At 43.6% G+C, this 25,567-nt stretch carries 23 protein-coding genes; 12 read left to right on the top strand and 11 right to left on the bottom strand.

The genetic code is table 11. The annotated features are described in order from the left end of the window. Window positions 1-117 precede the first annotated feature (117 nt). The 4 genes from JGUZn3_RS05985 to JGUZn3_RS05970 are packed head-to-tail and all read left to right on the top strand — an operon-like array spanning window position 118 to window position 2,330. Window positions 118-867 carry a 2OG-Fe dioxygenase family protein gene (locus JGUZn3_RS05985; protein ID WP_203412685.1) on the top strand — a complete coding sequence of 250 codons (750 nt, stop codon included), beginning with the start codon at window positions 118-120 and terminating at the stop codon, window positions 865-867. Continuing rightward, entirely contained in the window at window positions 851-1,327 is a 477-nt protein-coding gene (locus JGUZn3_RS05980) for a GNAT family N-acetyltransferase (protein ID WP_203412684.1), read from the top strand. Before JGUZn3_RS05985 ends, JGUZn3_RS05980 begins: the two co-directional genes overlap by 17 nt. Then, window positions 1,309-2,031, top strand: coding sequence for an AzlC family ABC transporter permease (locus JGUZn3_RS05975; protein ID WP_338030712.1), 723 nt, complete (start codon window positions 1,309-1,311; stop codon window positions 2,029-2,031). The genes JGUZn3_RS05980 and JGUZn3_RS05975 overlap by 19 nt, the downstream gene beginning before the upstream one ends. Continuing rightward, window positions 2,007-2,330, top strand: a complete 324-nt coding sequence (locus tag JGUZn3_RS05970) for an AzlD domain-containing protein (RefSeq protein WP_203412682.1) — start codon at window positions 2,007-2,009, stop codon at window positions 2,328-2,330. The genes JGUZn3_RS05975 and JGUZn3_RS05970 overlap by 25 nt, the downstream gene beginning before the upstream one ends. An 11-nt stretch (window positions 2,331-2,341) precedes the next feature. Here the strand turns inward: JGUZn3_RS05970 and JGUZn3_RS05965 are convergent, their stop codons facing one another. The 3 genes from JGUZn3_RS05965 to JGUZn3_RS05960 form a co-directional block, all read right to left on the bottom strand. Next, entirely contained in the window at window positions 2,342-2,734 is a 393-nt protein-coding gene (locus JGUZn3_RS05965; protein WP_408871733.1) for a recombinase family protein, read from the bottom strand. Beyond that, window positions 2,667-2,906 carry a recombinase family protein gene (locus tag JGUZn3_RS12905; RefSeq protein ID WP_408871732.1) on the bottom strand — a complete coding sequence of 80 codons (240 nt, stop codon included), beginning with the start codon at window positions 2,904-2,906 and terminating at the stop codon, window positions 2,667-2,669. The genes JGUZn3_RS05965 and JGUZn3_RS12905 overlap by 68 nt, the downstream gene beginning before the upstream one ends. Window positions 2,907-3,353: 447 nt before the next feature. After that, the gene (locus tag JGUZn3_RS05960) at window positions 3,354-3,797 is read right to left on the bottom strand and encodes a hypothetical protein (protein ID WP_203412681.1); all 444 of its coding nucleotides are present in this window, start codon (window positions 3,795-3,797) and stop codon (window positions 3,354-3,356) included. A 945-nt stretch (window positions 3,798-4,742) separates the two neighbouring features. On the opposite strand from JGUZn3_RS05960, the gene JGUZn3_RS05955 reads away from it, so the two are divergent. Further along, window positions 4,743-5,402, top strand: coding sequence for a winged helix-turn-helix domain-containing protein (locus JGUZn3_RS05955; RefSeq protein ID WP_203412680.1), 660 nt, complete (start codon window positions 4,743-4,745; stop codon window positions 5,400-5,402). 168 nt (window positions 5,403-5,570) lie between these two features. On the opposite strand, the gene JGUZn3_RS05950 is transcribed toward JGUZn3_RS05955, so the two are convergent. The 4 genes from JGUZn3_RS05950 to JGUZn3_RS05935 are packed head-to-tail and all read right to left on the bottom strand — an operon-like array spanning window position 5,571 to window position 8,821. Then, window positions 5,571-6,902: a DNA topoisomerase gene (locus JGUZn3_RS05950; protein ID WP_203412679.1), complete on the bottom strand. Its 1,332-nt coding sequence runs from the start codon at window positions 6,900-6,902 to the stop codon at window positions 5,571-5,573. Next, window positions 6,880-7,110 (bottom strand): DNA topoisomerase, encoded by a 231-nt coding sequence (locus tag JGUZn3_RS12625; RefSeq protein WP_203412678.1) that lies wholly within the window; start codon window positions 7,108-7,110, stop codon window positions 6,880-6,882. Before JGUZn3_RS12625 ends, JGUZn3_RS05950 begins: the two co-directional genes overlap by 23 nt. Next, on the bottom strand, window positions 7,097-7,663 hold the full coding sequence (locus JGUZn3_RS05940; protein WP_203412677.1) for a toprim domain-containing protein: 567 nt from the start codon (window positions 7,661-7,663) through the stop codon (window positions 7,097-7,099). Before JGUZn3_RS05940 ends, JGUZn3_RS12625 begins: the two co-directional genes overlap by 14 nt. Before the next feature lie 45 nt (window positions 7,664-7,708). Beyond that, window positions 7,709-8,821 (bottom strand): hypothetical protein, encoded by a 1,113-nt coding sequence (locus JGUZn3_RS05935; RefSeq protein WP_203412676.1) that lies wholly within the window; start codon window positions 8,819-8,821, stop codon window positions 7,709-7,711. 406 nt (window positions 8,822-9,227) lie between these two features. Between JGUZn3_RS05935 and JGUZn3_RS05930 the strand changes: the two genes are divergently transcribed. The 3 genes from JGUZn3_RS05930 (at window position 9,228) to JGUZn3_RS05920 (ending at window position 11,048) form a co-directional block, all read left to right on the top strand. Beyond that, window positions 9,228-9,863, top strand: coding sequence for an XRE family transcriptional regulator (locus JGUZn3_RS05930; RefSeq protein WP_203412675.1), 636 nt, complete (start codon window positions 9,228-9,230; stop codon window positions 9,861-9,863). Window positions 9,864-9,939: 76 nt separating this feature from the next. Continuing rightward, window positions 9,940-10,272 (top strand): hypothetical protein, encoded by a 333-nt coding sequence (locus JGUZn3_RS05925; protein ID WP_203412674.1) that lies wholly within the window; start codon window positions 9,940-9,942, stop codon window positions 10,270-10,272. Window positions 10,273-10,289: 17 nt separating this feature from the next. Next, complete coding sequence (locus tag JGUZn3_RS05920; protein WP_203412673.1) at window positions 10,290-11,048, top strand: ORF6N domain-containing protein; 759 nt, start codon at window positions 10,290-10,292, stop codon at window positions 11,046-11,048. Between the two features lie 204 nt (window positions 11,049-11,252). Here JGUZn3_RS05920 and JGUZn3_RS05915 read toward each other — a convergent pair whose 3' ends face one another. Beyond that, a complete protein-coding gene (locus JGUZn3_RS05915) occupies window positions 11,253-12,263 on the bottom strand; it encodes a tyrosine-type recombinase/integrase (RefSeq protein ID WP_203412672.1) in 1,011 nt (336 codons plus the stop codon). 203 nt (window positions 12,264-12,466) lie between these two features. Then, window positions 12,467-14,884, bottom strand: a complete 2,418-nt coding sequence (locus tag JGUZn3_RS05910; protein WP_203412671.1) for a TonB-dependent receptor — start codon at window positions 14,882-14,884, stop codon at window positions 12,467-12,469. 1,335 nt (window positions 14,885-16,219) lie between these two features. Here JGUZn3_RS05910 and JGUZn3_RS05905 point away from each other — a divergent pair. Genes JGUZn3_RS05905 through JGUZn3_RS05890 form a run of 4 tightly spaced genes read left to right on the top strand, consistent with a single transcriptional unit; the run spans window position 16,220 to window position 22,870 of the window. Further along, complete coding sequence (locus JGUZn3_RS05905) at window positions 16,220-17,734, top strand: efflux transporter outer membrane subunit (protein ID WP_203412670.1); 1,515 nt, start codon at window positions 16,220-16,222, stop codon at window positions 17,732-17,734. Then, window positions 17,731-18,987 (top strand): HlyD family secretion protein, encoded by a 1,257-nt coding sequence (locus JGUZn3_RS05900; RefSeq protein WP_203412669.1) that lies wholly within the window; start codon window positions 17,731-17,733, stop codon window positions 18,985-18,987. Before JGUZn3_RS05905 ends, JGUZn3_RS05900 begins: the two co-directional genes overlap by 4 nt. Next, window positions 18,984-21,737, top strand: coding sequence for a ribosome-associated ATPase/putative transporter RbbA (rbbA, locus tag JGUZn3_RS05895; RefSeq protein WP_203414712.1), 2,754 nt, complete (start codon window positions 18,984-18,986; stop codon window positions 21,735-21,737). Before JGUZn3_RS05900 ends, rbbA begins: the two co-directional genes overlap by 4 nt. Window positions 21,738-21,742: 5 nt before the next feature. After that, entirely contained in the window at window positions 21,743-22,870 is a 1,128-nt protein-coding gene (locus tag JGUZn3_RS05890; protein ID WP_203414711.1) for an ABC transporter permease, read from the top strand. Here JGUZn3_RS05890 and JGUZn3_RS05885 read toward each other — a convergent pair. Both JGUZn3_RS05885 and tehB read right to left on the bottom strand, forming a co-directional pair. Next, complete coding sequence (locus JGUZn3_RS05885) at window positions 22,867-23,106, bottom strand: hypothetical protein (protein ID WP_203414710.1); 240 nt, start codon at window positions 23,104-23,106, stop codon at window positions 22,867-22,869. The two genes, JGUZn3_RS05890 and JGUZn3_RS05885, sit on opposite strands and share 4 nt — an antisense overlap. A gap of 1,774 nt (window positions 23,107-24,880) precedes the next feature. Continuing rightward, window positions 24,881-25,492 carry a tellurite resistance methyltransferase TehB gene (tehB, locus tag JGUZn3_RS05870; RefSeq protein WP_203414707.1) on the bottom strand — a complete coding sequence of 204 codons (612 nt, stop codon included), beginning with the start codon at window positions 25,490-25,492 and terminating at the stop codon, window positions 24,881-24,883. Window positions 25,493-25,567: the final 75 nt, after the last annotated feature.

Raw genomic sequence — 25,567 nt, 5'->3', positions numbered from 1 at the left:
TTTAGATAAATTACAAAACATATAAATATAACTTATTGGTAGTTCTTTTTACTAATTCTTTGTTTCATTTATAGATGAAACTCTCAATATAACGACTTAATATTGGATAATATATATATGTTACACCTTAACAACAGAAGCATCGGTCACAATCTCCGAAGGGATAAAACAGTAACCATTTCAGGTTCTGATTTCACCCTCAACGGTGAATTTGATAATTTTGTTAAATTTACCAAAAGTTGGGAAGATATGGGTGTTGATCAATTCTATGGTCAGGCAAAACACGGAACACGTTATCGTCGATATAGTGACTTTAATTATAACCCTGTAACACATCAATTGACTCAACTTGAACACCGAGCTTATGAGCAGTCCCTCATTCATAATAAATATGTAGGTGGGATTGAGAGACATTTTAATGATTTCGATAATAACATTATAACATCACCTATATTACAATCCTTAGTAAAAATCGATTTCAATGTCTATAAGGAAGTTCTTCCAGAAAAACTTCATACCGAAACATGGCAATGTCAGATACACCAGATAAGGATTGAAATTAAACCAGATCAAAAAATTGAAATTACCCCTGAAGGAATTCATTGTGACGGTTATCCTTTTAGTGGTGTGCATTTCTGGGGACGTCACAACGTCGAAGGAGCCCAAAGCCAGATTTTTACTAAAGACGAAATACTGGTTGATTCTGGTACTTATCAAAATATATTAGACACTACATTTTTTCTTGATCGTGAAATGTTACATTACGTAACTCCGGCTATTAACCCAACTGACACCCAAATGGGTTTTCGGCAGATTATTGCTGTATCTTTCTCTAGGCCGGGATCAGAATATGACATCATCAAATAATATCCATATAGAATATACTACTAAAAGCAAATCTACGGATAAATTTACCATATCCAAGGCTAATTCTGATGATACTTCTAAAATTGTATCATTCTTACAGTTTTTTAAGGAAATTTCTTTCTGTGACTGGCAAGATGAAGAACATATCAGAAATGTTCTTCATTCCGACAGTTCACGTTGCTATTTAGCCAAAAAAAATAATCACACTATTATTGGCGTTATTATTGGAGGGTTTATGGGAACTCGGGCAACACTCAACCATATTGCCGTATCACCCCTGTTCAGAAACAATAAAATTGGCACAGCTTTAACAAAAGCAATGCTTTCTGATTTTTACGACAATGGTATTAAACGTGTTTTTCTATTTATTGACAACAAAAACAAGACTGCATATAAATTCTGGAGCTCTTTTGGGTTTCTGCCAACAGTAGGAGAAACCACATGCGAACTCGATCTCTAAACAATACTATACCAGATGTAAAAAGCGACCTTAGGGAAAGCCTGCTTCACGCTTCTCCAATTATGGCCGGTTATTTTATGGTGGCCTTTGTTTTTGGTGTAATGTGCCTGAATGTTGGCCTACCAGTATGGTTTGCACCTGCTATGTGCCTGTTTGTTTATGCTGGAGCTTCTCAATTTGCCGCACTGGCGTTGCTAACATCTGGCACAACCCTGATCCCAATTTTACTCTCTACATTCCTGATCAATTCACGCCATATGTTAATGTCTATGTACATGGCAAAAAAAATCAGCTCCATTAAAATGTCGGGGTTAAAAAAGTCTCTCTATGCTTTTGGTCTTACAGATGAATCTTTCGCCATGCATAGCCAAAGAATTGAAAATGGTCTTTCTACTGCTGCAAGTTATCTGCTGAGCTTTAATACATTCTGCCATCTCGCATGGATAGCGGGTGGTCTTAGTGGTGCCCTTGCCTCCCAATACCTCAAAAAATTCATCAGCTTCAGGCTCGATTATGCTTTAACAGCCATGATGCTTTTTGTTTTGGTAGCACTTTGCAACACCACAGGTAAACGTATCGTTGCCCTGGTTTCTATAGTAACTACCATTGGGATAAATTTTATTCACGTTTCACCATTAAATGTCTTCGTAGCAACAGCTATAGGGTGTGGAGTTGGTATATGCCTCAAGAAATTTTCCTCCTGATTGTCATTTTTTCCATGATGGTTATTACATTCGCCATCAGACTGATTCCCCTACATATCAGACCAGAAAAAATGCCTGGTTATATTAATGCTATCATTGAATATATCCCGGCGGCTGTCATTTCCAGTATTACAGTACCAGCTCTGTTCCTTACCAAAAATGAAAATTTTACTCTATATAATGCTAATATATTAGCAGCAATCCCTGTTTTACTAACCGCCTGGTATAGTAAAAACTTGATCCTTAGCGTAATAGTTGGCGTTCTTTTTCATGTTATCCTGACACGATTTCTGTTTTAACTCATTCCCTATTAATAATTTTTATTTGGGCATCTATAGACGCTGCTTCTTGGTATTCCAACGATCTCGGCGATAGTAACAATGCTTAAACCCTCCTTTTTCAGCTTTATAACATCTTCTGTTTTTGCCATGACTGCGGGCTTTCTACCCTTATATTTTCCCTGCGCTTTAGCAAGAGCAATACCCTCTTTCTGACGTTCCAGAAGCAACTCCCGCTCAAAGGCAGCCATCGCTCCAATCACTGTAATCATAAGCTTGCCTGTTGATGTCCTTGTATCAAGTTTCTGGCTACCCATACTTAATACTATCAGATCAATACCTCTTTTCTCCAGATCATCAATAATGCCTAGAAGGTCTCTTGTTGAGCGAGCACAGCCTGTCGGGACGGGTAACGACAAACACATCACCCTCTCTCAAAAATTCAAGGGCCGCTTTTAACTGTGGCCTCTTTGAATTTTTAGCAGAAGTAAATTCGTAAAACAGTTTTTCTGCTCTTGATTTTGAAAGTTCTTCTTTCTGGATTTCTAAATCATTAACCTGATCTGGTGTTGAGGTACAAGCATAACCTACAATCATGAGAACTGTTCCAATAAAGCCTTAGATTACAATAAAATTATGTATCAAAATAATATATATGTTCTATTGGAACAGTTTTGTAAAAGCCTATGGAACCTGACAATTGGTTCCAATAGGGTGAACCCTATTAAGACATTTTTTATTTAGCTACGAAATAAAAATTTATAACATTATAGGTAAACACTGTTATTATACTCAGAGAAATTTTAAGTATACACAATCCTTTAACAATTAACCGTAATAGTAATCATTATTCTCAAGCACTCATAACAAGAAATTTTTTTATCTGAAAAATCAACAACCGTCTTCTTATGCCTGTAACTAATCCCCCTATTGGCAAATGTTCATAATTTTTATAAAAAGATCTGCTTGTAACTGCTATCAAAAAAGCAAAGCTAGCTAAAAAAATGCTGAAGAAAAACCAAACACTCCCTAACCAATATAATTCTAAGTGATTTTTTGTAAAAATTCATAACAATTTTCGGAAACCCAATTATTACTATTTTTAGCTCTATATTCTTCCAGTTCTTTTTTCATTTCTTCACAACAAGCTTTAAAATTAACTTTGTTTTTTGTGGAAAGTCTCGTATATGCTACATCATAAAAATCTTTATATATTAAAACTTGTCTGTATCTATAAATAGTATTAGAAATTTTTATAAGAAGATCATGAGCCTCTTTAAAACTTTGAAAAATTTTATTTTGATCAGTTTCTTGAAGAGACAATAATAAATATAGACGAGCTGTTTGAGTATCTATAGAATCAGTATTATAATTCTCAATATTTTTTGCTAGATTTTTTGCCGTTTCTAAATGTTTTTTTGCATAATCTAAACTTTTATGAGACAGATGCGCCATAGCGTATTGAACCCAATAATTAGGATCACGCACTAACCACTCAATAATTTTTTTTAATTGATCGTAATATACTTTTAAGTATTTTAATTTTTGTTCGTTTTCAGGTAAAATTTTTTCAATTGTAGAAGCTTTTAATAATTTTTTTCTTAATTCATCTAAAAAGGGATTTTTTTTAGATGATCCTATATATTCATCAAGAATTATAAATTAATTATTATCAAAGAAAATTATTACTTTGTTATACAACATTTACTCAACTTTTTAATATCAAAATACATGCCCTACAATAAAAAAAGCACTAATTCTTACGCCAAAAACCTGATTAGCATGGAACCAGAGAGAAGAGGAGATACCTAGAATATGTCTGACCTGCTCACTGCCAGCATAGATTTCTTTCCACTCTCGTTTGGCTACAGATGGCCATTGCCAATGGCTAGAATCTGAATTTCAAATCGTGCATTGAAAGTTGAGTTGTTTGTTCTTGGTGGGTCAGTAAGACAGAAGACTTGAAGGTGGAATAATAATCTAAAATAAAGCTTAAAACAGGAAAAATACATTTTAATTGCAAAAGCAACACATGCACTCCTCTTACCAATACCAGTTACTCTAAATTCGACACCCCTTCAATATTGGGGTAGTTCGAAGCTCAAAATTTACTGGTTATATATGCTTAATTTTTCCTACATATATTCATGATTTTTGGTAAATTTTTTATTTTTTAAATCATATGTTCTCTCAATAATTCTTTGTTAATATTTTGAGTTTCGTCCTCAAATATCTCTCTTCCGTAATAAGCTTTTCAAGAGACACAACATTTCGCTTCTCTAAATAGGCTGACATAATAGTTTATTTCCTACTTTTAAAGTTCTACACTTTTTTTGTAATTCATAACAAATATTATTACTTACTAGTTTTTTGTGTTTAAAATTTTCAAACACACTCATACAATCTACTTTATACATTTTTTATAAGGTGATTATGTCTTTACCTACCCAATCTAAAATCGAGCTTCCCCTTCTAAATTTAATATATAGATCAAAGGGTGAGATCAAGGCCAATGATTGCTATGCACCATTAGCTGAGCATTTTAATTTAACATTTAAAGAACAAAAAGACCCTCGGAAAAATGAAGAATCACATTGGAAAAATCGTGTTCGATGGGCAAAGCAAAATTTAGTTGGTTATGGATATTTATATAAAAAAGAAGACTCAGGTCATGGTGTATGGAAAATAACATTATTAGGTCAAAATAAAGTAGAAGAAGCAAGTGAAAGTGAATTTATTTATTTTGATGACATAGATGAATTATTCTATGAGAGTAATAAAAAACAAAGTGTTACAAATACTTATGAAAGAAATAAAGAAGCTAGAGCCAGATTTATTCATTATTATGGTTGTAAATGTTTAGTTTGTGATTTGGATTTTAAAGAAAAATATGGTGAAGTAGGAGAAAATTTTATTCACGTACATCATATTGTACCTATTTCACAAATTAGTATAAAGAATACAGTTGATCCTATAAAAGATTTGCGTCCTGTTTGTCCTAACTGTCACGCTATGATACACAAAAAAAAAATCCCTTTTTCTATTGAGGAAATGAAAAAAATTCTTCTCGAAGAAGAAAGCAAAAAACGATAACGATTATTTAGCATTTTAAAAAGCAATATTTTTACAAAAAGAATTTAGCCTTAAAAAATCAAACACTCAAACAAGAGTCTATTCAAACCCCAGAGACATTAAACGTGATTCACTATTGGAGTTGTCCGAAGCTGTATGCATCAAAAAGGTATTAATTTGGAATTTTCCTTATTTTGAAGAAAAATCAGGCGCATTATTTTTATCAAAAAACATGGTCCTGCAAGATGGAAAGCCACTACACCCCCACCAGTAACGGGGGTTTTTCTTTGTACTGCTCCAGGCCTCTCTCCTGACAAGGAGCTTGCTACAATCTGGGCATGCAAAGGTTGTCTCTGACAAGTTTTTATCAACCTTACTTTGACTTACTCCCCTACGGTTTAAAACAGAGTTATGAGACTCTGTATATGACCTGGTAAAAGCCTTTTCCATTTCCTTATTGATTAGGTCGTAAATACTGGCCAGAAACCGGTTCTCTTCTTCTTTCCCATCCTGTATTTCCCTGAGACGGCGCTCAAATAGTGCGGTTATGGCGGGCTGTGTTAATATGCCTTCCAGACACTCAATCACCAATTGGCCTATAGCTGTACTGATCACACTTTTCTTCTTACGCTCCAGATACCCCTTCCTGACCAGCTCTTCAATAATGGCTGCACGGGTTGCAGCAGTACCAATCCCGTCAGTTTCTTTCAGCAAGGCTTTCTGCCTGGTATCGGAAACATATTTCTGAATATTGATCATTGCCTGTATCAGACTGCCTTCTGTAAAGGCTTCTGGAGGCTTGGTCTGCTTTGTCTCACTGGTAACTTCATGACATAACACATTCATGCCTTCAGTAAGAGAAATGGGGAAAACAGCATCTTCCTTTTCAGTATTGTGGTCATTGTCACTCTGCTGATCCTGATAGAGCACTTTCCAGCCCATCTGTGTTACAGTCCGGCCAGTGGCTACAAACTGCTCTCCCTCAACCTCAAAGAGCGCCGTCTTCAGCTTGTAACGATAGTCTGAGAAGAACTGGGTCACATAGTTCTGGCAAATAGCCTGATAGATATTTCTCTCCTCGGGTTTTAATACCGACCTGTTCCCTTTATGTCGCGTGGGAATAATGGCATGATGGGCTGTGACCTTCTGGTCATTCCAGATACGGGATTTTAAAGCAGGATTGGCCTTCTGCCACAGAACTTCATCTGGGTTATTCTTCCAGACACAGTCCAGCACCTCACCTGCCTCGCCAAACTGGCTTTGGGGCAAGAAAGAGGAATCTGTCCGTGGGTAAGTGATCAGTTTTTTCTCATAGAGTGATTGAGTGGCATCCAATGTCTGTTGGGCTGTATAGCCCCACTTCTTAGAAGCCAGTATAGCGATATCAGCTCCAGACAACCCTTTAGGACATGCCTGCTTTTTGTCTTCTTCGGTAAGGCTGGTTAGGCAAGCAGATTGACTGGAGAGTGTCTTACACAGCCTGTCTGCCAATTCCTTGTTAAATGATACGACCTTCTTCATCGCATCCCTCCTGCCCATTACGCGGCTTCCACCGGGCTATAACCTGCCCTGCTTCATCGGGGCAATAAAACAGACCAGAGAGTGCATAATAGGACTTTACCCTGAAATGCTCCCGCTCTTTGTCCCTGCTAACGACAAGGCTTAATGTTGGAGTCTGCACCCGCCCAGCTACCAACAGCTGATTAACCTCCTGATCACGGGCGGACAACGTATAGGCACGGGTGCAGTTCGCCAATAAGCCAATCCGCGCGGGAACGTGCCAGTGCTGCATGGCTCCATCCTAAAAAATCTGTATTATCAGTCAAAGTTGATAAAGCCTTACGGACAGAGGCCTCATCCTGTGCACTTGCCCAGTAGCGCTTGATCACCCCTTTAAAACGGCAATACTCCAAAACCTCATCAACAAGCAGCTGTCCTTCCCTGTCAGGGTCACCGGCATGAACAACGGTTTTAACCTGTTTTAACAGGTCACGAATGATCTTGAACTGCCTGAAGGCATCCTTACGGGGTTTGAGTATCCACGTGGTGGGAATAATCGGCAGATCAATTTTCCGCCAAAGCTTACGACCATTCCGTCCTACCGGTACGGTCTCTGGGAGATAAGAATCAGGCTCTTCCTGCTCTAAAAGATGACCAAAACACCATGTCACCAGCACATCGTTCTTACACTGGATATAGCCTTCTTTCTGAACTTCCTTACCCAGCTCATCAGCCAGAACACGGGCTACAGAGGGTTTTTCAGCAATATAGAGGGTTGTCATATCTGTTCAGCACTTCCTTAACTTATGCGTAGTAAAATTCTTTCATTAGGCAGATTTTCTGGAGAGGTAATTTTCCAGTCGAGGCATTTTTGCAAGTTCAGTAAAATCATGAGAGAATTCATATCGTTTTTGCCATGCCAGAAAATCCTTCCTGAAGGTTTCTTTGGCCAGAAGATCTTCCTCTTTTGCCTGCTCTATAGTGGGCATAACAGCAGCAACAGCGTTTTCCTGTTGTTGAAAGGTTTCTACTGTTTTGCAAAAAGCCCCTAAATGATCCGGCGTCTGCCCATTTTTCTGCATTTTAGCCGTTAAATAGCCAATCGCTTCAAGGATAGTTTGCTCTGTTACGCCCTCATTCAACCATTGCTGAACCTGCCAGAGCTGATTTCTGACAGAAGACGAATTCTTGGGTATTCCAGCTCGATCCATACAGTGACTGGCAAAGACAATCAGATCGTCAGAAACATTTGTTTGCGTGGGTTTGAAATTAGGTTTCTCACCTTTTGAAGGAGAAGAAGAAAAAGAAGAGTTTATATATATTTCTTTTTCTTTCTCTTTAGGAAAACCTAAATAACCTATTTTTTGTGAAAAACCCTGCGTTTCATCTGGTTTTTGAAAACCTAAAAACCTGTTTTCCAGATGAATCAGGTTTTTTAGGTTATGAACTGGTTGATTACCACCAGCAATTGGCAACAAAAGAGAAGGTTGATTACCGCTCCTTTGTTTTGGTGGCCTTCCCCCCTTCCGGCCATTCTCACGACTGGTTAGGGAGCGACGATCTCCATGAGCCTGTGCAGATACCAAAAGCTGTTGACCTTCATCGACAATAGGTTTCTGTCTTTTCTGGTCCCTGGCTTCTCTGACCTGCTGTAGGTCTTCAAGGAAACAGCACACCATGCTTCCATCATCCTCTCTCCTAATCAGAGAAAATCTGCACAGTTCTTCTACAGAACGCACACAAGATGATGTTCTATTCCTGGAGAAAAGATCATCCAGCACATTACCTTTGGCCAGCTGTGCTGAGAGGGTTGTTAAATCCCGTTCGTGTAAATAAAAAGCCAGATCAAACCACAGTAAGGTGGCTTCTGGCGAAAGAGCCCTGAAATCCCAGTTATCCATAAAATAATCAAGGATTTTCTGCCGATCGGCCCGCCTCATGTCATGATCTCTTCTCAAGGAAAAGATTGTTATCGACAGCAGAACTGTTTATTATTATACAATACATTGGCTGTCCTATCAGTCGGGGCGTGAAGGTGTTTCGAAGCTGCTTCACGCCTTTTGTTTTTCTAAAAACAGTTCTAAAAAATCGTTAGCCGTAACCTCACCCCTCGTCGCAAAAGAAATTCGTGACAAGTTTAGTGAGCTAGGAAACGAAGTTCCGTTTGTGTATCGCCCAACCAATTGTTTATGATTGATACCTGATATTTGAGCGAATCTACTTTTGCTAATTTTGTTTTTAAGTAACCAGTCATTAAGTTGCATTTCAAAATAGTAACTATTTTAGTTACTATAGTCAATAATTAAGTTTCTGACAAAAAAAGAAACCGAAGTTATTATCTCTCATATGAACAAAACTGATAACAGCTCTCCTTCTCAACGACTTGAAAAGGCTATGATTGCGGCAGGTCTCAATGATCCGCAACTTGCATCGGCTCTTAACACCACCAAACAAACGATATTTAAATTACGGCATGGAAAAACTAGCCTTAGTTCCCACTGGGCAAAGAGAATTTCTGCTGTGTTAAACGTCTCTCCATCATATTTAATGGGAATAGATCAACCTACTACAACAAAAGAAAGTATTTCCCAAGGAACAGAGTCAGCTTTAATTCCTGAATACGACTGTTCTCTAAAAAATATTAACACCAGCAACTGGGTGATACCTTTAGAGTATATAAAATCTTTTACAAACTCTTCTTCATTAATAATCCTAAAAGTAGAGGGAGATAGTATGGAACCAGATTATTATTCTGGTGAAAAAGTCCTAGTTGATTTATCCAAAAATATTCCTTCTCCCCCTGGTATATATGCCATATGGGATGGTTACACTGTTATTCTTAAAAGACTAGAAATCATCCTGAGTAGTGATCCTACTGTTGTAAAAATAAGCAGTATAAATCCAGCCTATAGTTCCTATAATAAAAAACTTGATGAAATTACTATTAAAGGCCGGGTAATTGGTAAATGGGTTTGGAAGTAATTTAAGTAACTATTATATTGACCTTTGGTAACTAATATAGTTACTACCTCTCTATAATTCTTAGGGAGAATAACATATGCATGTTTATGTAGAGGGTATTGGTATGCAAAACCTTGACCCGCAGGCCGTATCAATAGCTAGAAGTTTTTTCTGGAAAAACGACATTGGCTACCTAGCCTGCCAAAAAGAAGATTTTCTATACATACTGACCATTTTTGAAAAGTTAAAAAAATGGAACGACCTGATAGTACTCTGCGATGAAAACGAACAGAGCGATTTCTACAGACATTACCGTAAAGACACGATCGCGTTCTTTACCAACCTTGGCTTTTCAGAAAAATTTCATGAAGAACTCGACTATCACATCAGTTTTCTACAAACCTATTTAAAAAATAAAAAAATTCACTGATGCTGGAGCAAGAACCTATGACACATCAAGAAATTATTACCGTTGAAGACAAAGAATTCAAGGTTGTAGAATACAAGGAAAGACCTGTTTTAACACTGGAGATGGTTGACCTAATTCATGAGAGAGCAAAAGGCACTGCTAAACGCAATTTTAATGAAAACAAAAAGCGGCTTGTTCTCAACGAAGACTATTTCGAAGTGACTGGGTACGAAATTCGTACTCAGTCGTTAACAGGTATTTTCCCCCCTCGTACACCAAAAGGTATTCTCCTTACAGAAACTGGTTACCTTATGCTTGTCAAATCGTTCACTGATGAAAAAGCATGGAAAATTCAACGCCAACTGGTGAATGGCTATTTTAAAGTAAGAACCTCCGTTTCTGTTCAAAAGAAAACTGATAACAATTTATTCTTCAAAAACCCAAAAATCCAATATATACGCGCTGATAATACCAACCACGGGTCTTACATTAACGAGAACGATATCATCGGGTGGCTGCCTGCGGATAGTTTTTCTCACAACGGTTTCTATCTAATGGAAATCAATAAGAAAACCGAAATTTACGAATGCTACGATATTGGCGGAAAAACCGTAAACATCTCGAACAAGTTGATCGGTGTTTCTCACATTACTAACCGTCGCTCACGATTTAACTCTCAAACTATAAGCGCACACGATTTCTCACATATGGTTAAAGGCATTGTTATCTTCAAAGGTGAAGTCATGGACGATGATGCTTTCTGGGGGCAAAGTCAACTCAAGGTAGAAAACAAATGAGTGAGTCGCTGTGGACTATTAAAGAACTAGCGGATTTTTTAAAATGTAGTCAAAAAACTATCTATAAATATAGATGCAAAACACCTGAAAAACTTCCACCCTGTGTCCCAAACATACAGTTTCTTCGTTGGGATGAAAAAACTGTAAAAGAATTCTACAGAAACACAACTAACGACAAAGCCATTAAAATGGGTAGGCCCAGGTCTATTCCAACTTTTTAGCCAGAAAAGTTGGATCAGGTCTGTAATATCCCTGAAGAATTTTCAAAGATTTATGCCCCGTGACAGCTGCCAGCTCCAAAACATTAGAGAGCCGCTTTGATAATTCAGTCGCGGCTTCTCTTCTGGAGTCGTGAAATCTTAAATCTTTTAACCCAACTTCTATTTTAACTTTTCTAAATGTTGTTGTTAAATACCCAGGTTCAATAGGAACTAACCTTTCAGATGGTCTACCGATAGGCAATATGTTTATTAGTTTTAAAGCATTTGAGGATAAGGGTACGTCCCTTTCTTCACCATTTTTTGTCATTTTTAAATGAACATATCGCTGTTCAATAAAAACATCTTCCCAGATTAAAGATAATATTTCACTCCGCCTCATCGCCGTTTCCAGTGCCAATAAAAAAGCAAAAGCGACATAATCCCTTTGTGTAACGGGAGGAGTATTCATGTCCCATCCTAAAGCAGAGACTATAATATTTCTCTCTTCATGAGAGATTCTTCTCTTACGGGCAGGCGGGTCTTTAGGCCGACGAATAAGGCTCACAGGATTAACTAAAACTGGAACACGCCATTCTTTCATTGAATGCGTAATCACGGCAGAAATTAAATTCAAATCTCTGTTCACTGTTGCAGAACTTACAGATTTTAATCTCTCATCTCTCCAGAGAGCTAAATCCAAAGGTTGTAGTTCCTGAATGGGCTTATTGAATGCTATATATTTCTTATATGCATTTAACCTCAATTTTTCCCATCTTTGCCCTCTTTTATGAAGTGACACTTCTACAGCATATCTTGCGCATAAATTAGCAAGCGTTTCACCTTTAGAAACAGGCTTTACCTCTTGAGCTAGTTTCTCCCCTGCCAAAATAGACGACTCTGCATACAAGGCCCACTCTTTAGCTTCTTGCAAAGTGTCAAACGTTGCATTTACTCTCTGACCCTTTTTTACTATCATGGCTCTCCATGACAAACCTCTTTTAATAAATGAAGCCAAAATTACACCTGTTTTTTAAATTCATATAATAGAACTAGATTACAGGATGGTGTAAAAATGGTGTAGATAGGGGTAAAAAACACGCATAAAAAGGGATATGTAGATATAAAAAAAGACTGCAAAATAAGGGTTTCTTTGATTTCTCTAGGCTAAAATTCTCCGAGTATGGGTACCAAATACAGATGCTAAGTGCGAAAGGGTGGCTAAAAACTGGCTTGTGCACTAATGGTAAAAGAGCGAGGCTCTCCCAAAAAAACCTCAGAAGGGTAGCTGACATCGGCCCAACGGACATAACGCTTATTCCCCACATTGTTAATACGCCCATACACGGTTAAATACTCATGAGCGTGCCAGGCCGCAAATAAGTTAACCAGGGCATACCCATTCATCCGGAGAGTATTGGCATAATCCCCCCGGCGAGCAGCCACATAGCGCAAGCCTACGCCTAAATCCAGCGGCATTTCCCCCACATGAGAGACAATACCCCATAGATTGGCAACAACAGGAGCCACGTTGGGAACCTTGTTGCCTGAGGCATCAATCTCTCCCACATGGAAATTACGACCATAGCGGGTATAGACATAAGCCACATTGGCATCCAGCGTAAAATCTTGCAAAGGATGGAGCACACCTTGCCATTCTACCCCCCGTGAAAGCTGGCTTCCACCTGTGGTAACGGTATTGCGGTCAATAGTGGTGAGGATTTTTGTCCGGTCGATATTATAAAACGACAGCGAGGTCACAAACACGCCACGCCAGGGGTCGGCCTTAATGCCTATTTCTTCCTGATAAGAGTGGCTCAAACCTTCAAAATCACCCTTATTGGCCAAGAATAGGTTAGAGCCTGGGGGATCTTCCCCTGTAGAAAACGAAGCATATGTGCTGACATACGGCATAACATCATAAACTGCCCCCAACCGGAAATTTGCCGGAAAGTAATTTCCCTTGAAGCTGGTAGCCTCATTAAAGCGGCCATCACGGTTAAAATTTTGCCGATCAAGATGCATCCAGTCATACCGAAAGCCCCCGATCAGGCGCAATTTTTTCTGTATAGTCACCACATCTTCCAAAAACATGGCCGTGTTAAGATAGGTGGTAGGGGACTTGAAGGAAGGGTACAATCCCGGCAAGTTCTCCCACAGGCCATTTTGCGGATCGGCCAACGAAACAGAATCGGCATAATCTCCTGTGGTAGGAAAACCCCGCTGGCGGAGAAACCTGAAATAATCTGCCTGAGCCCCGACCACTAAGGTATTTTGCAATCCTGCATCGAGATCAGACTCAATCTTGGCATGAAACTCCTGCCCAACCTGATGCTGGTTTTGATAAACATAAAAACGATCACGCCCAATATCCCCCTCTGGAACAGCATTTCCATAGGAATCTGTTCCACCAGGCCCATCAACAAAGCTATAAACCTCGGCATTCTGCCAGCGCCGTTTGGAATAAACAAAATATGTACGGCTATGAAGAGAAATATCAGGGGTCATCTGCCAGTCCAGATGGAGTGTAGGCAATACATTCTGTGAGGTCGCCTGGGCATTGCCCACATTGTAATAGCGATACAGGCTGGAGCGGCTCACGCCTAACCCCTGGCTAGAGGACAGCATCCCCCCAACCGTATCGGACACCCGGGCAGAAGGCACCAGAGGGGTTCCGAAATAGGTTGGCAGTTGATCGGTTGCATAATCCACCGTAAGACGAGCTGTAAATTCTTCCACCGGCTTCCACAATAGGGAAACCGTCAGATCATCATTACGGGGGTTAGCTCCACTTACAAAATAATCCGAGGTCATATGGCTATAATCAACCCGCATGGCAAGTGTTTCGGCCAAGGGAATATTCACATCACCACCGAGATTGGCTGTATTAAAACTGCCGTAAGAGGTCAGCGCGTTGGCATGAAACTGATTAAGAACAGGCAGTTTATAGCGCATATCCACAATCCCCCCCACAGCCCCCTGCCCTTGAAAAACAGAAGCAGGCCCCTGGAGCAGTTCTATAGACTGGAAGTGAAAAGTATTTTGCAAGCGGCATGTCATAGAAGTGGGGCCCATATAAATACCATCTCGCTGGATCATAACCTGGGTTTCAGAAAACCCCCGCACCACAACTTGGCATGGATCCCCCGGCGAAGCATTGGAAGATTGTACTCCTGGGGCAAGCTGTAAAGCCTCGCTCGAAATTTGGGTGCCTTTTCGAGCCATTTCCCGATCGGAAATGACAGAAATCGTCGCCGGATTGTGCTGCAGGGAAAGCCCCAACTTGCCCCCTGTCTCTGTCTGGTAGGATAGGGCTGGGCGCTCTTGTTTAACAACAATATGCTCCTCAGCCCTCTGCTTTGGCTGATCTTGCCCCCTCTCTTGGTCAGAAGAGGATACTGCCCGAGCTAAGGCCTGAGCCATAGCCGGTTGAACAAAAGCAGAACTGATAAAAACTGTTCCTGCCAGCCCCAAAAAAACTGAACCTGCAACAAAAAGGAAAGCCCCACCCTTTGGCTGGGCAAACGGCCTGATCATAAACCCTTTAACCGGAACCACACGAGCAACAACCTTCTTTACCACAAGACGTCTCACACTAATCCCCCACACACCAAACCCTACAACACCAAGCCTTCTCACACCAAGCCCCTCAAACCCAACCTCTGGTAAAAAACCCCCTAGCAGGCCCTAGCAGAGGCCCCTCTGGCACCCCCCTTAGCAGCAGAAGTCCTCCAGGCAAAAGATCCCCAGGCAGAAGCTCCCCTGGCAGCACAAGTCCGTATAACACGGGGCCTTTCAACAGGAGGTTCTCTAAAAAAATCCTTCATAACGTGCTCCCACACTGTGTCGACCTTCTGCGCTGTGACCCACAAGACTGAGCTGCTAAAAGCAGAAAAAAACACCCTCAATCCCTATTCCCCCCTCGCAGGGTTTGTGGGATATCCCCCACCCTTGAGACTATGGGGCATTGGCCCCGTGTGGACCAGGTGCTGCCTGGCTTGACTTTACTCTTATCTCTTTCTGCCCATATCTCCTCTGCACAGGTCTAGTTCTGCACAGACACTCTCATTTTTGTAGCACTCCCATTTTTTGAGCACTTCCTTTTTTCCGGGCACGTCCAATTCCAGGTATCCCCTTTTTCCAGACAATTGCATTTTTTGGGGCATTCCCATTTTTGGGGCACGTCCAATTTTTTAGATCGGGCAAGCCGTTAGATCCGAGCAAGCCGCCAGAATGCCCACCCCTCAAGCATCCCTTTGCCCTACCGCAAACAAAGATGAAGAGAAAATTAATACAACTCCTTCTCCTTCACTAATGATTTTTTTTTATCATTCGATGAAAATTCTTCATAAGTTCATAGTTCATAGTTCATAGTTCATAGTTCATAGTTCATAGTTCATAGTTCATAGTTCATAGTTCATAGTTCATAGAAGAAAGAAATATCAGTTCCGTAAAAAGCGCCTCCAAAAAATAAGAAAACCAACATAAAAAGCACTATAAAAAGATTTATCTTGGCAAGGAAAGACTCGTCTCAACAAGGCTGCAATAGGAAAACCCCAGTAAGCAAAGGAAAAATCCGGGCAACGGGCCCTCGGCAGCAAAAAATGGGAAGTGATAACTCAGTCGTGACAACTGGGTAGCACGACTGAACAGCAACAATGAAGCCGCAAAAATTGGGCAGAGACAAGGTCCATGGAAGCTATCTTCTCATGCCATATGGCCATAACCCTCTTCCCCGCCAAAATGGCGGGGCCGTTTTTATACAACACTCTTCATAAATTTATACAACACTCCTCATAAAAACGCCTGTTTGCTTCATAATCATATAAAAATTAACCAAATATTTACAAAAATACCGCCAAAATCATTTCACTTCCCATCAGGATCTCAAGCCCTCATCAGGAGCTTACTGCACGAAAGGCCTGCCCTGCCTGGTTTGGATCTTTTTTTCCTCTTGTCCTCTTCGTGGTTTGCATGACGTATTTTTTTAGAACCAGAAAATATTCTGCCGCACTGTCAGCAACCCTTCTTCTCTTCACCACCCAATGCGATCTTGCCCCAGACTATCGTCAACCCGATCTGCCCACAGCCGAAGTTTATCCCCGCAATACCCCGCTCGATACCCAGTTGCCGGCCATATCCACCATAGCCTGGCAGGATTTCTTCCCCGATGCCCAGCTCCGTGGGTTAATTACACAAGCCCTGGCCAATAACCGAGACCTGAAAATTGCCACCAGCCGGGTTGAAGAAGCCCGCCATTATGCCACCGTTCAGGGGGCCTCGCTCTATCCACAAATCAATGCCAATGCTATCGGTGGAAAATTTCACACCCCTGGGCTTTCCCGCTATGATGGCGCTAATAGCACGCTTACCTTTTATTCCGGCTCCATTGGCGCTAACTGGGAGATCGACTTTTGGGGGCGTATCCGCAATATGGAAGAATCAGCCTTTCAGCAATTCCTGGGCAGCATGGAAGGCCAAAGGGCCGTGGCCACCAGCCTGGTTGCCCAGGTTGCCCGTACCTATCTGGCCGATCGTGCCTATAACGACCAGATTGCCATTGCCGAACAGACAATTGAAACCCGAAAAGAATCCTACCGGATTGTAAAAAGGCGTTATGAGGTCGGCTCCGGCGGGAAGTTGGACGTCACCCAGTCCTATGCCTTACTGGCTGAAGCCCGACAACAGTTCCACCAACTTCAACAGCTCCGTGAGCAAAACCTCAATGCGCTAACTCTACTGGTAGGCAAACCTGTCTCCCTTCCAGCGGGCTCACTGTCCTTTTCTGATCTCTATCTCTCCCAGCCGTTGCCAGCCGGCCTTCCTTCTGATTTAGTGCTGAACCGCCCCGATATTATCCAGGCAGAATACGCCTTGCGCGCAGTCGATGCGGATATTGGCGCCGCACGGGCAGCCTTTCTTCCACGGGTTATGATTACCGCTGCCGGGGGCACATCCAGCTCGGAATTCAATGCTCTTTTTGGCGGAGATTCTGCAACCTGGAACTTCATGCCTGTTATTTCCATGCCCCTTTTTAACGGATTACGAAATCTGGGAAACCTCAAGCTGGCTGAAGCACGGCGCAACACAGCGGTAGCAGAATATGAAAAGGCCATCCAGACGGCCTTTCGCGATGTTGCCGATGCCATGGCCGCCCGCCACTGGCTCACCAGCCGGATTGAGGAAACCAAACACCAGATTGCAGCCCTACAGGAACGCACGCGCTTAGCCCAGCTGCGCTATGTCAGTGGGTATTCCGCCTATCTTGAAGTGCTAGAGGCCCAGCGCGACCAGTTTAACACCGAACAAGCCCTTGTACAGCTTCACCAAGCCTACCTCACCAGCGCGGTAGACCTTTATACCGCCCTGGGTGGGGGATTTCCCAAAGCCCACACCATCCACACAGAGCAGGACGATGAGACGACAGACAAACCCCACCCCACGAAAACCCCCCAGCTCCCCCCTGCTAAGCGGAGTATAAACGGATGACCCTCTCGCCTAAAACACGCCTATGGGGAGGAATTATCATTCTCCTTCTCCTTTTAGGGGGTGCGGCCTGGTATATTCTACGCCCCAAACCCCTTGGCCCAGGCTTTGCCAGTGGCAACGGCCGAATAGAAGCCACAGAGGTGGATATCTCTGCCAAAAACCCTGGCCGTGTTCTTCGTATTTTTTTTGATGAAGGCGATTTCGTCTCTCCCCATGCCCTGGTCGCCCAGCAAGATACCTCTTCCCTGCAAGCCCAACGCGTGCAGGCCATAGCCTATTTGCAGGAAGCCACCAACCGAGTCACCACCACCGAAACGGTAGTCGTCCAGCGCCAGGCCGATAAAAATGCAGCCCAAGCTGTGCTTGCCCAACGCCAGGCCGAGCTGATCGCTGCCAGCAAACATGCCAAACGTTCAGCCACCCTTGCCCATGAGGGGGCTACCCCCATGCAGGAATATGACGATGACCTGGCCCGTCAGGAAAGTGCAAAAGCCGCTGTTGTGGCCGCCAAGGCCAAAATTGCCGCGGCCGATGCCGCTATTTCTACTGCCAGAACCCAGGTTATTGGCGCGCGCGCTCAGGTTAAGGCCTCCAAGGCTGAAATTGCCCGCCTTGATAGCGATATCCACGATGCCAACCTCTATGCCCCTATTTTTGGACGGGTGCAGTATCGTATTGTTCAGCCAGGCGAAGTGGTCGCCTCTGGCGGGAAAATCCTTAACATGGTTGACCTTCAAGACATCTACATGACCTTTTTTATTCCCGAGACGGCCACCGGCAAAATTACCATGGGAGCTGAAGCACGCATTGTGCTCGATGCCTTACCCGACGACGTGATTCCGGCCTCTATTTCCTATGTTTCCGATGTTGCCCAATTTACACCCAAAACCGTGGAAACGGAATCAGAACGCCAGAAACTGATGTTTCGCGTTAAGGCCAAAATTTCTCCCCAGCTCCTGCGTGACCATATCCGTAAAATCAAAACCGGCTTACCGGGTATGGCCTATGTTCGCCTTGACCCTAAAGAACCATGGCCAGAATCCCTTCGCCTTAAGAAGTCCCCCCCAGAGCCAACACCCCATCCTACTGTACCATCCCCGAGTAACTCGCCTGAGAGTACATCTGAGAGCTCCCCTGCCCCTCATAACTCGCCTGATAGAGCCCCTAATAGGGCAGCACCTAATAGCACACCTGCCAACGCACCTGCCAGGCCCCCACATTCTGCCTTACCGCATCAGGGCCCCGCCCCATGACACCCTCCCCAACCCCCGCCAAAAAGGCGGTTCACCTCCAAAAGGTTTCCCTGACCTATGGAACAGTCAAAGCCTTACAAGAGGTAGAGTTCAGCCTGCCTTATGGGGTTATGGCTGGTTTGATTGGGCCCGATGGGGTAGGAAAATCCAGCCTGATTTCGCTGATCGCCGGCTCAAAAATCATCCAGCAGGGAGAGGTCATGGTTCTGGGGGGTGATATGCGGCTCAAGTCCCATCGTGATCAAGTCTGTCCACGGATTGCCTATATGCCACAGGGCTTGGGGAAAAACCTTTACCCTACCCTTTCTGTCACGGAAAACCTGGAGTTTTTTGGCCGCCTTTTTGGTCAAGGTGCAGAAGAGCGCAACGCCCGCATCCACACCTTGCTGGAGGCCACAGGCCTGGCCCCTTTTGATGACAGGCCTGCGGGGAAACTTTCAGGCGGGATGAAACAAAAGCTTGGCCTATGCTGCTCGCTCATCCACGACCCGGAGCTGCTCTTACTCGATGAGCCCACCACTGGGGTAGACCCCCTCTCCCGCGCGCAGTTCTGGCAGTTAATTGAGCGCATCCGTAAGGAACAACCCCGGCTGAGCATTATCGTAGCAACAGCTTATATGGATGAAGCCTCACGCTTTGATACCCTTGCTGCGATGAATGATGGAAAAATTCTAGCCACCGGCACAACCCAACATCTGTTGGAGAAAACAGGCACCAAAACCCTTGATGAAGCCTTTATTGCCCTTCTCCCCCAAGAACAGCGTGCCGGCTATAAACCCCTGGAACTTCCCAAGCGTAGCCCAGATGAACAGGATGATTTGGCAATAGAGACCGACGGTCTTACCATGAAATTTGGTACCTTTACCGCTGTTGACCATGTGAGCTGTAAAATTGAGCGCGGAGAGATTTTTGGTTTTCTTGGCTCTAACGGTTGTGGAAAATCCACCACCATGAAAATGCTGACCGGCCTGCTTCCCCCAACCTCTGGCACTGCCAAGCTGTTTGGCAAGACACTGGAACCCTCCGATATTAACGTGCGCAAGCGTGTGGGCTATATGTCGCAGGCTTTTTCACTTTATTCCGAGCTTACGGTTCGCCAGAATCTGGAGCTGCACGCCCATTTATTCCATATCCCGCCTGACGCTACAGCCAACCGTATTGAATCCTTGGCCAAGCGTTTCCAGCTTGGCCCCATTATGGAAGATCTCCCCACTTCTCTACCACTTGGCCAGCGCCAACGCCTCTCACTGGCCGTAGCCCTGATCCATCAACCAGAGATCCTTATTCTCGATGAACCCACCTCTGGTGTTGACCCTGTTGCACGCGATGAATTCTGGCGAGTATTAATTGATCTGTCCCGCAAGGACAAAGTCACCATTTTTATTTCGACCCACTTCATGAACGAGGCCGAACGCTGCGACCGTATCTCACTTATGCATGCCGGCAAAATCTTGGTCACAGACACCCCGACTAATATTGTTAAAAAGCGCAAGGCTTCCACCTTGGAAGAAGCCTTTATTGCCTATCTGGAAGAAGCCGCTGGCCAGGAGGACAAACCACAGCAAGCCCCGACAACCCTGGCCCCTCACGCCCCGCATTCCCAAAAAGACTTCCGGCTATTTGGCCTAAGCTTGCGCCGGATTATGAGCTGCTCTATCCGTGAAACCCTTGAACTCAAGCGCGATCCCATCAGGGGCACCATGGCGTTGCTGGGTAGCCTTTTGCTGCTTTGTATTATGAGCTACGGCATCAGTCTGGATGTAGAAAACCTCTCCTTTGCCGTTATTGACCGCGACCAAACCACCACCAGCCAGAATTACGAACTCAATATTGCCGGCTCGCGCTACTTTACAGAACATCCCCCCATACGAGACTATAACGACCTCGATCAACGCATGCGAAAAGGGGAATTGAACGTAGCCATTGAACTCCCACCTCATTTTGCCCGCGATATTCGCCGAAACACCCCGGTGACCATTGGCGTATGGCTTGATGGTGCCATGCCCCAAAGGGCAGAAACCGTTAAGGGCTATATCCAACAACTCCACACCCAGTGGCTTAAAGAAATAGCGCGTGAAACCACAGGCCTAAAAACCCTGCCAGGAACAGCCAATATTGAAATACGCTACCGCTATAACCCTAACGTGATCAGCGTGGTGGCCATTGCTCCGGCTGTTATCCCCATGCTGTTGATGATGATTCCTGCCATGCTCACCGCCTTAAGCGTTGTGCGCGAAAAGGAGCTAGGCTCCATCCTAAACCTGTATGTAACCCCTGTTACCCAGGCTGAGTTCCTGATTGGCAAGCAAATCCCCTATATTATTCTGGCAACCCTTAATGCCGTACTCATGATTGGGTCTGCCACTTTTGCCTTTGGCGTACCACTGGCAGGCAACGCCTTCGCCCTTTTGCTGGGCAGTATTCTCTTTGCTATCAATGCCACCAGTATTGGCCTGCTAATGTCAACCTTTATGAACAGCCAGATTGCTGCTATTTTTGGTACAACCATTGCTACCCTTATCCCCTCCATGCAGTTTTCAGGCATGCTCAACCCGGTTAACTCCCTATCGGGCTCCGGTTGGCTGATTGGCACATTTTTCCCTACCACTTACTATCTGACCATCAGCCGTGGCATCTTTTCCAAGGGGTTGGGCTTTATAGAGTTGGGATACGAGTTCTTGGCCCTGGCCCTGTTCGTTCCCTTTATTCTGGGGGCTGCCATTTTACTGTTAAGAAAACAGGAGCACTAAAGGCCATGTCTTTTAGCCCCGCCAATATTTTTTATCTGGGTGTTAAAGAGCTTTGGGGCCTGCTGAGGGACCCTATCATGCTTGTGCTGATTGCCTACAGTTTTTCCATTTCCATTTATGTGCAGGCCACTGGCACCCCAGAAACATTGGAAAAAGCCTCTCTGGCCATTATCGATGAAGACCTCTCCCCGTTAACCCGCCAGATTTCCATGGCCTTTTACCCCCCCTATTTTCTTCCTCCCTATGCCGAATCCATGAAAGGCGCTGATACAGGAATGGATCGCGGCATTTATACCTTCTCCATTGATTTCCCTCCCAACCTTCAACGCGATCTCCTGAACGGGCGTAACCCCAGCATTCAGCTAAATGTAGATGCCACCCGCATGAGCCAGGCCTTTACAGGAGGGGGCTATATTCAGACCATCATTAATAATGAGGTTTCCAGTTTTCTCAAACGCTATACTTCTCAAACCACTCTTCCGATTAGTTTAGCAATGCGAGCCCGGTTTAACCCAAACCTAATCCAGGCCTGGTTTTCTTCTGTGGTGGCTGTAATCAACTCAGTAACCATGCTGTCATTAATTCTCACCGGGGCAGCCCTGATTAGGGAGCGTGAGCACGGAACAATTGAACATTTATTGGTTATGCCCATTACACCGTTTGAAATTATGGTGGCCAAAATATGGTCTATGGGGTTGGTGGTGCTGGCAGCCTGCATGTTCTCACTTTTATTTATTGTGCAATTGGCTATGCAGGTTCCTGTTGCTGGCTCTGTTCCCCTTTTTCTGGCGGGCACGGCCCTCAATTTATTCGCCTGCACCTCTCTTGGAATCTTCCTAGCCACTTTTGCCAAAACCATGCCCCAATTTGCCCTGTTAATTATGCTGGTTCTTCTCCCTCTTCAAATGCTTTCCGGTGGGATGACTCCGCGTGAAAGCATGCCAGCCTTTGTGCAAGATATCATGTTGGCAGCCCCTACCACCCATTTTGTCATGCTGGCCCAAGGCATTTTGTATCGTGGAGCTGGCCTGGAAGGAGTTTGGCCCCAATTTTTAGCCCTGGCTATTATTGGGAGCATTTTCTTTACCATCGCCTTACAGCAATTCAGCAAGCGAATTGGGAGTATGGCCTAAAGATTCCTCCAATGCCACTCCCATTTCTGCCCCTGTTTCTGACAGGCAGCACTGATGAAGATAAGGAAAATCTTAGCTAAGAGAGGAAAGTAATCATCTATAAGATGATTATACTCCATAAGAAGTTGCTGAATGCTCTCTTGACCAAAATTAAGGACAGACCCAGGAATAAAATTCCAGTCGGGTCTAAACTGTTCTGCCAGAGCCATCACGCTCGTCAGAGAAGAAGTCACCACCTGGCCATAACCATTTAAAGGTTTTCAAGCCAATATCTCCCCCCCCAATTGGCTGCTGCATGCCATAGCATATGGGAGTAACCCTTTAGAGCAAATCATCCGAAGCGGTCTGAATCTTGCCAATAATAATACTGCCAGATGTTCACTCGTTTTGGAACACATCCGAGAGCCATTTTTGATCATCGGTAGAACCTAAAAAGACTTTTTATCCGTCCTGTGACAAGTACCCCTCTTTTCGTTATAGGCCGAGAAATATGCCATGGAAATAAGCTAGGGAAATAAGCTAGGGAAATACTCTGGAGCCAATATGCTGGGCAAAGGGCATTCCCTTTACACATCAAAGGCAGAATTACTGGCAGAATCACCATAGTGCAAAAGATTAACAAAATTGCTACCATCTCCTTTTCCCATGCCATTTAACGGTATTTTTATACCATTTCTAATGCTTCCAAACCTGTTTGCCAGACCACACATGCTGGGCTTTAATATCTCCACTTCAATACCTTCTACTTCAATACCTCTGGGGGAATGGCCTGTGATAAAAATATTATCGGTTGTATAACCCTGTTTTGGGCCTGATCTGCCATAAATATATTGGGCTCTTTAGTAGAGAAAATCTTGCTGGTGTTAAGACCCACCAGATATGGCAGAGGAAAGATTCGTAAATGGTGATAGCTCCATAACACATAGCCGGCCACTTTCACCGTAAAATGGGGTTGGGTTTAAAAGAATGGTACCATGTCGGCCAATAGAAGCCTTATCTGTTATCTGTCAGTTGGTTATCAACGACGATGGTCTGCATTTTCGGCATCCCCCAGTTAGGTATAGTAGCCTATGGGTATGGTAGCCAAAAAATTCGGTCGGTCCAAAACTTCCCATGGGTTCAAACCAAAACAGAGTCTGTTGCTGTATCGCCAGAACCGGCCCAGACTGCAGGCCCAGGCTATACAAGCTCTGCTGCACGGGCTCTTTGGCGCTTGACCCTACATTTACGCCTCAAAGCCTGCCACATCCTCATTATAGCCGGATTCACGCAAGGCCTCAGTGTTTTTGATAAGGGCCTGGATGATTGTGGCTGTATTGGCCATTATGGCTGCGTTCACGCAGGGCATCAGCCGTAAGATCTAAAGGAAAAACCATATGTAATAGGTATGGAAAACGCTTCAGTAAACTTTCACAAATAGAGCAAGAGATAGAGTCTGCTCATGCCCAACAAGACACAACCATTACCGGGGTGGGCTCAAGTTTTGCAGCGCCTATCTATCAAAGATGGGCCGCATCCTCTCAATCACAAACGCATATAAAACTCAATAAGGGGGCTAAAAGGTCTTTATGGCGTTTGGTGCCACCAGCTTTAAGCATTTATCAGGCCCTAGGCTCCAGAACCGGACAAAACCAGATCATGAATCATACAGTGGATTTTGGCGCTTCAGACGTGCCCCTCCCCTAACAAGCTTGAAGATAACCACCTGTTCCAATTTCCAACCATTTTAGGCGGAATCACACCTGTAGTGAATATTCTCAATCTTAAATCCGGTGAGCTGCACCTAACAGAAGAAATTCTGGCCAACATCTTCCTAGGACAGGTTACTTATTGGGATGACCCAACCATACAAAACATAAACCCTCATCTTAAAATGCCCCATTTGGAAATAGTGGGCCATATTTCTCTATGGCCCCTCTCCTGAAAGGACTATTTCCTTGCCAAGCATGGTGGTAAAATTACGAGCAGGGTGGTAAATTTGGACGAGCTGTTAAAAGCCGCCCTGGCATATTATTTCTTTGCCAACATGGTGGCAAAACGTTGCTTGATGCGATGGCCCTGAGCATCTGTGCGATGAAGCTCGCCCACCTCTTCGTTATAGTTCAAAAACTCCCACCCTTCGTAATAAGCTTTTAACTCGCCAAGTTTAAAGGTAAATGGAAACATCGACAAAGCTGGGAAATCCGGGCTATCCATAACCGCTACAATAAGGTTATAGCCCCCTTTTTTGGTGCTGGTCTGCATATCGGCAATAAGTCCTGGAATGGTTTGGGGCTGTAAAAACATCAGCACCACCGTCGAAAAAACAAAATCATAGATTTGGTTAAAATGAAAACGTTCAGTATTCAGGTCTTTGATTGCTGCCTGAAGAGTGGTGAGGTTTTCTTGCCTGATAACATCTTGCAGAAAGGCAATACTGTCTGCATTATGGTCCCATGCTGTTACATTATGCCCTTTAAGATTTAAAAAAAGCGCATTGCGCCCACGCCCACACCCCACATCTAGGGTACGACCGACAGGAACAATCTGAGCAGCTGCCAAAACTTCAGAATGGGTTGGTGTTAACCCATATGTCTTCGTGTAATAATCATCCGGACGCTCAGAGGCGGATATATCTGCCATTTGAAACCCTTTGCTAAAAAATCATGAAGGTCATTGTAATCGTAAAATACAATATCTCAAATACATGAATATATT

The organism is Entomobacter blattae (assembly GCF_014672835.1).
Classification (GTDB): Bacteria; Pseudomonadota; Alphaproteobacteria; order Acetobacterales; family Acetobacteraceae; genus Entomobacter; species Entomobacter blattae.
Note: the sequence above shows the minus strand (reverse complement) of the source record. Positions and strands in the feature narration are given on the sequence as shown.